At 73.4% G+C, this 9023-nt stretch carries 5 protein-coding genes; all 5 read left to right on the forward strand.

Annotation, left to right across the window (positions count from 1 at the left end):
- Positions 1-3372 (forward strand): WD40 repeat domain-containing protein (locus tag AB0F81_RS48665; RefSeq protein ID WP_360210821.1); only part of this gene is annotated, 3372 nt, incomplete at its 5' end.
- 11 nt (positions 3373-3383) lie between these two features.
- Positions 3384-4979 carry a DNA polymerase IV gene (locus AB0F81_RS48670; RefSeq protein ID WP_360210823.1) on the forward strand — a complete coding sequence of 532 codons (1596 nt, stop codon included), beginning with the start codon at positions 3384-3386 and terminating at the stop codon, positions 4977-4979.
- Positions 4980-5068: 89 nt separating this feature from the next.
- Positions 5069-5941, forward strand: a complete 873-nt coding sequence (locus AB0F81_RS48675) for a S41 family peptidase (protein ID WP_360210825.1) — start codon at positions 5069-5071, stop codon at positions 5939-5941.
- A 99-nt stretch (positions 5942-6040) separates the two neighbouring features.
- The gene (gene ctaD, locus AB0F81_RS48680; protein ID WP_360210827.1) at positions 6041-7789 is read left to right on the forward strand and encodes a cytochrome c oxidase subunit I; all 1749 of its coding nucleotides are present in this window, start codon (positions 6041-6043) and stop codon (positions 7787-7789) included.
- 145 nt (positions 7790-7934) lie between these two features.
- A partial coding sequence (locus tag AB0F81_RS48685) for a hypothetical protein (RefSeq protein WP_360210829.1) occupies positions 7935-9023 on the forward strand: 1089 nt, incomplete at its 3' end.

Here is a 9023-nt window from a genome sequence, read left to right on the forward strand (position 1 = left end):
CGCGGCGTCGCCGTCGACGCCGAGGCCGGCTACCGGTTCCGCGGCCGGCGTGCCGCGCTGCGGGCGGTCACCGGCTGGCTCGACCGGGCCACCACCGACGACCGGGTATTGGTGATCACCGGCTCGCCCGGAGTGGGCAAGTCCGCGGTCCTCGGCCGGGTGGTGACCACCGCGGACGCCGGCATCCGGGCCGCGCTGCCGGCCGACGACGACGCCGTGAGAGCCCGGATCGGCTCGGTCGCCTGCGCCGTGCACGTCAAGGGCAAGCACGCCCGCGACGTCGCCGTCGAGATCGCCCGGGCGGCGGCGGTCCGGCTACCGGACGACGTCCGGGAACTCGCCCCGGCCCTGGCCAAGCGGCTCGCCGACCGGTCCGGCGAACGGTTCAACCTGGTCCTGGACGCGCTCGACGAGGCCGTCACCCCGGGACAGGCCCAGCAGATCGTCGAGGAGATCGTGCTGCCGATAGCCCGGACCTGCGGGCGGGCCGGCGCCCAGGTGGTGGTCGGCACCCGGCGCAGCGACGACGGCGGTGACCTGCTGCGCCTGTTCGGCCCCGACCGGGTGGTCGTCGACCTCGACGACGAGCAGTACTTCGAGGTGGAGGACCTCACCGCGTACGCGGCGGCGACCCTGCGGCTGGTCGGGGCGGAACGCGACGGCAACCCGTACGCTGATCCGGCCGTCGCCGAACCGGTCGCCGCGCGCATCGCCGAGCTCGCCGACCGCAACTTCCTCGTGGCCGGGCTCACCGCGCGCCGGCACGGCCTCTACGACACCACCCCGGCCGACCCGGGTGAGCTGGACTTCTCCTCCGACGTGGACGCGGCGCTCGACGCGTACGTCGCCCGGTTGCCGAACGTCGGCGGCGCCACCGCCAAGCTGGCGCTGACCGCCCTGGCCTACGCGCAGGCGCCCGGCCTGCCGGCCGAGCTGTGGCAGGTCGCGCTGGCGGCGCTGGGCGCCGCCACCGGCCTCGCCGAACTCGGCGAGTTCGCCCGCTCCTCGGCCGCCAACTTCATCGTCGAGGCCAGCGGCGACGGCCCGGCGGCCCGGTTCCGGCTGTTCCACCAGGCTCTCGACGACGCGCTACGGCGCGACCGCGGCGCGGTCGCCGGCAACACCCAGGACCAGCGGCAGATCAGCGACCGGCTGATCCGGTACGGGCGCAGCGGCGGCTGGGCGGTCGCCGACCCCTATCTGCTGCGAAGCCTGCCGCAGCACGCGGCGGCCGGCGGGGTGATCGACGAGTTGCTGGACGACGACGAGTACCTGCTCTACGCCGACCTGCAGCGGCTCGTCCCGGCCGCCGACTGGGCCCGCAGCATCCTCGCCCAGCAGCGGGCCCGGCTGCTGCGGCTCACCCCGCAGGCCACCGGGGCCGGGCCGGCCGAGCGGGCCGCCATGTTCAGCGTCACCGCCGCCATCGAGGCCCTGGAGGCGCGGGTCGCCGTCGACCACCGGGCGCCGTACCGGGCGGCCTGGGCGGCCCTGCAACGCCGGATGGAATGGGCGGTGCTGGAGGGGCACACCGGCGAGATCCGCTCGGTCTGCTCGCTGGTCACCCGCGACGGGCGCACCCTGCTGGCCAGCGGCGCGGCGGGCGGCACGGTCCGGCTCTGGGACCCGGACACCGGCCAGCAGGACCGGCAGCTGCGCGCCGGCAGCGCGGTGGTCGCGCTGCGACCGGTCAGCACCGGCGGGCGTACGCTGCTCGGCTCGGCCGGCGAGGACGGCGTCGTCCGGCTCTGGGACCCGGACACCGGTCAGGAACGCCACCGGCTCACCTGCTCGCCCGGGCAGGTCCGGGCGCTCTTCCCGGTGTACGGATCCGGCGCCGCCGCACCCGCCCGGGCCGGTGGGCTCGGGATCGTGGGGCACAACGGGGCTGTCTCCCTGTGGGAGCCGGCCGCGGGCGCGGTGCGGGAGATCACCGCCGACGTCGGGGAGGCGACCGCGGCGGCCTGCGACGACCACGGGACGATCGCGCTCGGCGGGTGGACCGGCCTGGTCGGGCTGGCCGAGGCCGAACACGGCGAGCAGTGGCGGGTCGAGGCGCACGACGGGCCGGTCACCGCGCTCTGCCACCTGATCTTCCCCGGCGGCGCGCTGGTGGCCAGCGCGGCGGGCAGCACGGTCCGGCTCTGGGAGACCCGGACCGGCCGGCGCGGGGCCACCCTCCGGCACCCCGGCGGGCAGGTCCGCAGCATGTGCGCGCTCCGGATCCACGGCGCCGACCTGCTGGCCGCCGCCGGCGACGACGGGACGGTCCTGCTCTGGGATCCGCGCACCGGCACCCACCTGTGCACCTTCAGCGGGCACGTCGCGCCGGTCCTCGACCTGTGCGCGGTCACGGTACGCCGGCGGCCGCTGCTCGCCTCGGCCGGTGACAACACGGTCCGGCTCTGGGACCTGGACACCCGCGACCGTACGGCCACCGCGTCGCCGCGTGCCGCCGAGGTGACGGCGCTCGTCCCGGCCTGGCACGGCGACCGGGCCCTGGTGGCCTGCGGGCACGGCGACGGGCTGCTGCGGCTGCGGAACGCCGCGACCGGTGCGCAGCGGCAGGTGCTCACCGGGCCGCCGGGGCCGGTCACCTCGCTCACGACGATGCGGAGCGGCCGTACCACACTGCTCTGCTCGACGGGCGCCGACCAGGCCGTACGGATGTGGATCCTGGGCGGCGGCCAACGGCCGCGCGTGGCCGACCGGCCGGGCGCGACCCGGGCGGTCTGCGCTGTTCTCTGGGACCGGCGGGAGTGCCTGGCCTGCGCCGACGAGGACGGCGTCGTGCGGCTGTGGGACCCCGGAACCGGACGGGGACCCCGCCACCGGCGGACCGCCCTCGAACGGTTCCGGCGGCGGGCGGCCGGGCACACCGCGCCGATCACGGTGCTCTGCCGAATGCCGCCGGACTCCGCGGCGCTGGCCGCCTCCGGCGGGGAGGAGGGGACGGTCCGGCTCTGGGAGACCAGCACCGGCCGGGAACTGATCGTGCTCGTCGGGCATCAGGGGCCGGTCCGGGCCGCCTGCCCGCTCGGCCGGGGCCTGCTCGCCACCGCCGGCGACGACCGGACCCTGCGGGTCTGGGACGTCCACTCCGGCGCCCATGTGCACACCTTCACCGGGCACACCGGGGCGATCACCGGAGTCTGCACGATCACCGCCTACGACGGCCGCACACTGCTGGCCTCCACCAGTCACGACGCCACCGTCCGGCTGTGGGACCCGGTGACCGGCCGGCAGGAGCTCGCCATCCCGGTCCATCACCAGGCGACCGCCTGCGTAGCCACGGCCGGTCTGCTGATCGTCGGCACCACGGCCGGGACGCTGGCACTCAGTTTGAATCCGGATGTCGTACCCCCGGCTTAGTCTTCTCCGGTGTGCCCTTCCGGGGCGCCGGAGAGGAAGGACGGGGACCGCTGAGAGCCGAGCCCAGCATCCTGCACGTCGACCTGGATGCGATGTTCGCCGCGGTGGAGCAGCGGGACAAGGTGTCGCTGCGCGGCAAACCGGTCATCGTCGGCGGGGTGGCCGGGCGTGGCGTCGTGTCCACCGCCTCCTACGAGGCGCGGGCGTTCGGTGCTCGGTCGGCGATGCCGATGGCTCAGGCGCGGCGGCGGTGCCCGCCCGGCACGGCTTACCTGTCGCCACGGTTCGCGGCGTACAAGAAGACCAGCGAGATCGTCATGGCCCTGCTGGCCGAGGTGACACCGCTCGTCGAGCAGGTGAGCATCGACGAGGCGTACCTGGATCTCGCCGCCGGCGACCATGATCTCAGCGTGACCGGCGTGACCGAGCTCGCCCTGACGGTGAAACGCGACATCGCCGCCGCCACCGGCGGCGTCACCGGCTCGGTCGGGGTGGCCTCCTCGAAACTGCTCGCCAAGATCGGCTCGGAGCTGCACAAACCCGACGGGCTGACGGTGGTCCCGCCCGGTGCGGAACTTGACGTGCTGCACCCGCTGCCGGTGGGCCGGCTCGGCGGCGTCGGCCCCGCCACCGAGCAGCGCCTGCACCGGGCCGGGGTGCGCACCGTCGGCGACCTCGCCGCGGTGGCCCTGGAAGATCTCGTCGACTGGTTCGGCACCGCGCACGGCGGCGGTCTCTACCGGCTGGCCCGCGCCGACGACGACCGGCCGGTGGTGGGCGAGCGGGAAGCCAAGTCGGTCTCCGCCGAGGAGACCTTCGACGTCGACCTCACCGACACCGGCCGGCTCAACCGCGAGCTGGACCTGCTCTCCGCCCGGGTCGCGGGCCGGCTGCGCGCCGGCGGCCTGACCGGCCGGACCGTCAACATCAAGGTCCGCCACCACGACTTCACCACGGTGACCCGGGCGGTCACCCGCGACCAGCCGACCGACGACCCGCGGCTGGTCGCCCAGCTGGCCCGCCGCCTGCTGGCCGAGATCGACACGTCGGCCGGGATCCGGCTGCTCGGGGTCGGGGTCTCCACCCTGGCGGATTTCGCGCAGGATGACCTTTTCTCGTTGTTCCCGGAGCCGTTCTGGCCGGCCGAGGCTGCGCCGGTGGGCGCTGTTCCGGAGGAGGTCGATCACCCCGTCCCGGTCCCGGTGCCGGCCGTTGTCCTGCCTGCCTCCGTGCCCGGCCCGGCTGCACTGCTGAGCTCGGCGGTCGGAGCCGGTGCGGTAACAGGTGCGGGTGCGCTTCGGTCATCGGGCCCGGAGGCAGCGGGGCCGATCGCTGAGGGACCAGCCGCCGCGGTGGCTGAACCGGAAGTCCGGCCGGAGCCGGAGCCGGCCGATTCGTCCCCGGTCTGGCGGCCGGGTCAGGACGTGCGGCATGACGAGCATGGCGCCGGCTGGGTGTGGGGGAGCGGCCTCGGGCGTGTCACGGTCCGCTTCGAGGGACCGCTCACGCCGCCGGGCCCGGTGCGCACCTTCGCCGCCGACGACCCGCTGCTCAGCCCCGCCGACCCACCCGACTGGCGGGCACAGTCCTCACCAGACCGGCCGTGAAGCGGACCGCGCGTTCGCACGGTGCGGTGGGGTTATGCCTTTGGCAGAGGGAGGCGGGGGACGGGTGGGAGGGGGCCTAGCTTCGGTGCATGAGAGAGAGCTTGGCGCACGTCGCCCACCGGATCGGGCGCTGGACCGATCGGCTGCTGCCGGACCGGGAGCGGGCCGCGCGGCTGGCGGAAGCGCTGGACCGGGAGTTCGGCGGGACGGCTGAGCAGATCAGCGCGGCCGGCTGCCGGCGGATCGAGGAGATCTGTCACCGGGTCTCGCGGCACCTCACGCTGGAGTTCCATGCGGGCGGCTCGCTCGTACCCGATGGGGATCAGGCCATGGGATGGCCGCCGCCGGACGGCGCGGCGATCGCGCGGGCCGGCGGTGGGGTGGCGGCGGTGGAGCGGCATGCGGATCTCGCCGTGCTGCGGGTGGACAGCCTGGAATCCTGGGAGCCCGCGGGACCGTTCGTGACCAGCGCGTTCGCCCGGACCGCCGGCTGCCGGGGGCTCGTTCTCGACCTGCGGAACAACGGCGGCGGCGACATGGAGACTCTGGCCCGGATCGCCGGGTTCGTGCTCGGGCCGCGGGTGGTGACGCTGGCGACGGTCACCACTGTGGACGGTGTCGACCACGTCCGGACCACGGCCGGCCATCCGGGCTGGGGACGCCGGGCGGTCGTGCTGACCAGCGAGCGCACCTATTCGTCGGGGGAGGCGCTCGCCTATGTCCTGCAGAACCGCGGGGTCACGGTGATCGGCCAGGCCACCGCCGGCGCCTCGGACCACTGCACCCCGGTACGGATCTCGCCGCACGTGGTGGCGCTGATCCCGTACGGCGTGGTGCGTGACCCGGTGACCGGCGGCAACTGGGAGGGCACCGGCGTCGTGCCGGACCTCGAGGTGCCCCCGGGGGCCGAATTGTCCGCGGCGATGCGTGCTTGTGCGGATGGTGCACGTCCAGCCCCTTGATCCGTACTGATGGATGTGGCTCGGGTTGGCAACCCGCCGCCGGAGCGGTACGAACGGTGCAGAGTGTGCGTTACGTGATCTTCGAAGCGGAGAGATCCGATGACCGCTGTTGCACCCCGCCCCGTGCAGACCCGGCCGCATCCGCTGCGGCGCCAGGTCCGCGGTTCGTGGCTGGCCCGCACCATCCGCACCACGGACGCGAAGCAGATCGGGATCATGTACGGCGCGACCGCCATGGTCTGGTTCGTGCTCGGCGGCGCGATGGCGCTGCTGATGCGTGCCGAGCTGGGCCGGCCGGGCATGCAGATCCTCTCGCCGGAGCAGTACAACCAGCTGTTCACCATGCACGGCACGATCATGCTGCTGTTCTTCGCGACGCCGATCGTGTTCGCGTTCGCCAACTTCGTCGTGCCGATCCAGATCGGCGCTCCGGACGTGGCGTTCCCCCGGTTGAACGCGTTCGCCTACTGGCTGTACCTGTTCGGCGGCCTGATCGCGTTCGGCGGGTTCTTCGTGCCGGGCGGTGCGGCGGACTTCGGCTGGACGGCGTACACACCGTTGAGCACCGCGGCGCACTCGCCGGGCATCGGCGGCAACGCCTGGGTGGTCGGCCTGGCCATCTCCGGTGTCGGCACCATCCTCGGCGCGGTCAACATGATCACCACGATCGTCTGCCTGCGGGCGCCCGGCATGACCATGTTCCGGATGCCGATCATGACGTGGAACATCCTGCTGACCAGCCTGCTGGTGGTGCTGGTCTTCCCGTTCCTGGCGGCCGCCCTCTTCGCGCTCGCCGCCGACCGAATACTGGACGCGCAGGTCTTCAACGTGGCGACCGGCGGGCCGATGCTCTGGCAGCACCTGTTCTGGTTCTTCGGCCATCCCGAGGTCTACATCATCGCCCTGCCCTTCTTCGGCATCATCACCGAGGTCGTCCCGGTTTTCAGCCGCAAGCCGGTCTTCGGCTACAAGACGCTGGTCGCGGCGACCATCCTGATCACGGTGCTGTCGATGAGCGTGTGGGCGCACCACATGTTCGCCACCGGCCAGGTGCTGCTGCCGTTCTTCAGCCTGCTCAGCTATCTGATCGCGATCCCGACCGGGATGAAGTTCTTCGTCTGGATCGGCACCATGTGGCGCGGCCAGATCACCTTCGAGTCGCCGATGCTCTTCGCGATCGGCTTCCTGGTGACGTTCCTGCTCGGCGGCCTGACCGGGGTGCTGCTGGCGTCGCCGCCGATCGACTGGCAGGTGCACGACAGCTACTTCGTGGTGGCGCACTTCCACTACGTGCTGTTCGGCACGATCGTGTTCGCGGTCTTCTCCGGCATCTATTTCTGGTTCCCGAAGATGTTCGGCCGGATGCTCGACGAGCGGCTCGCCAAGCTGCACTTCTGGCTGACGTTGATCGGCTTCCACACCACGTTCCTGGTGCAGCACTGGCTCGGCGCCGAGGGCATGCCCCGGCGGTACGCGGACTATCTGCCCGGCGACGGCTTCACCACGCTGAACATGGTGTCCACGGTCGGCGCGTTCATCCTGGGTGTCGCGACGTTGCCGTTCATCTACAACGTGTGGAAGTCGTACCGGGCCGGGCAGGTCACCACGCTGGACGACCCGTGGGGTCACGGCAACTCGCTGGAGTGGGCCACGTCGAGCCCGCCGCCGCTGCGCAACTTCGACCGGATGCCGCGGATCCGGTCCGAGCGCCCGGCGTTCGACGCGAAGTTCCCGGAGCTGGCGGCCGGCGGGCAGTCCGCGGCCGGCCCGCCCGAGGGTGGGGCTCGCCCGCTGACCGAGGAATCCACCGGTGGGGCGACCTACCAGGAGGACCGGTCGGATCGTTGAACGACGGAATCCTGCGCCGGTAACTGGTTATCTGTCCTAATTGCCGGTGTGTGCTCATCGTGAGCCCTACTCGGCAGTCCCGTAGCCCCTGAAGCGCGCGAGGCGATGAAAGGTCGGACAACTTCCCCACCCGGAAGGGATGCTCATGCCGATCGCTCGCCTCGGAGCTGCCTCAGCCGTGGCCGCCCTGTTCCTCCCCGCCACACCCGCCGCGGCAGCGGACCCGAACTGCTCCGTCGGCGGCTTCACCGCCCGCTCGCAGGCCGACCTCGCGAAGATCGCGGTGCTCGATCCCGGCCCGCTGGCACCCGGCCTGCCCGCCCTCGCCGACGTCCGGCTCGCCGTCGCCCGCGGCACCGCCGACAGCTCGGCCAAGCCCCACAAGACCGTCGCCACCGCCCGTTACGCCGACGCCCGCGTCCTCGGCATCCCGGCCGGCGACGCGACGGTCGAACACCGCGCCCCGGGACGGTCCGGTCCGGCCGGCGTGGACCTGGCCGACGTGGACGCGGGCGGGCTCGCCACCGCGAAACTGGGTACCGCGAAGGCCGCGGCGACGTGGGACGACGCGTACCTGTGCGGCAAGACCGGGCCGCTCACCCGGACCGCGACGATGCTCGGCGGCCTCTCCGTGCTCGAGGGCAACGCGGCGGTGCCGGGCATCCAGGCGATCAACGACATCACCCACAGCGCCCGGCGGACCAGCCTGCTGCGGGTCGGCCCGACCGGCTCCACGCAGAGCGCCACCGACCTGGTGCGGATGCGGGACGGGCGGATCGGCGTACGCTCTGGGGCCGGTGTCGCCCTGGGCGACCTGAGCCTGTTCGCCGGCACCCCGCAGGAGATCTCGATCAAGGTCGTCACCCAGCCCACGCTGGAGGTGACCGCCGGCGGCGACCGCGCCTCCTCGAAGGTCGACTACCGGCCCGCCGTGCTCGAGGTGACCGCCGGCGGCAAGAAGGTGAGCACGCTGCGCAAGGCCGGCGCGCACCTGTCGCTGAGCCTGCTCGGCCGGATGTCGGAGGCGGAACCGGAGGCGCTCGCCGTGCGGCTCTCGCTCGGCCGGGTGCGGCACGAGTTCCGCGGGCGGCAGGTGGGCGCCGAGGCCTCCACCCTGCGCGTCGAGGCGAAGATCGGCGGCGTGCACCTGCTCGACGTGGCCCTCGGGCACCTCTCGGTGGCGGCCTGCGCCCCGGCGCCGGTGCGCGGCCGGTCCGTCGCGCACCAGCCGGTC

It is taken from the genome of Actinoplanes sp. NPDC024001 (assembly GCF_040638955.1).
Classification (GTDB): domain Bacteria; phylum Actinomycetota; class Actinomycetes; order Mycobacteriales; family Micromonosporaceae; genus Actinoplanes.

Coding starts and splice junctions, on each gene's coding strand:
- ctaD (WP_360210827.1), top strand. CDS start 6,041: ATGACCGCTGTTGCACCCCGCCCCGTGCAGACCCGGCCGCATCCGCTG.
- AB0F81_RS48675 (WP_360210825.1), top strand. CDS start 5,069: ATGAGAGAGAGCTTGGCGCACGTCGCCCACCGGATCGGGCGCTGGACC.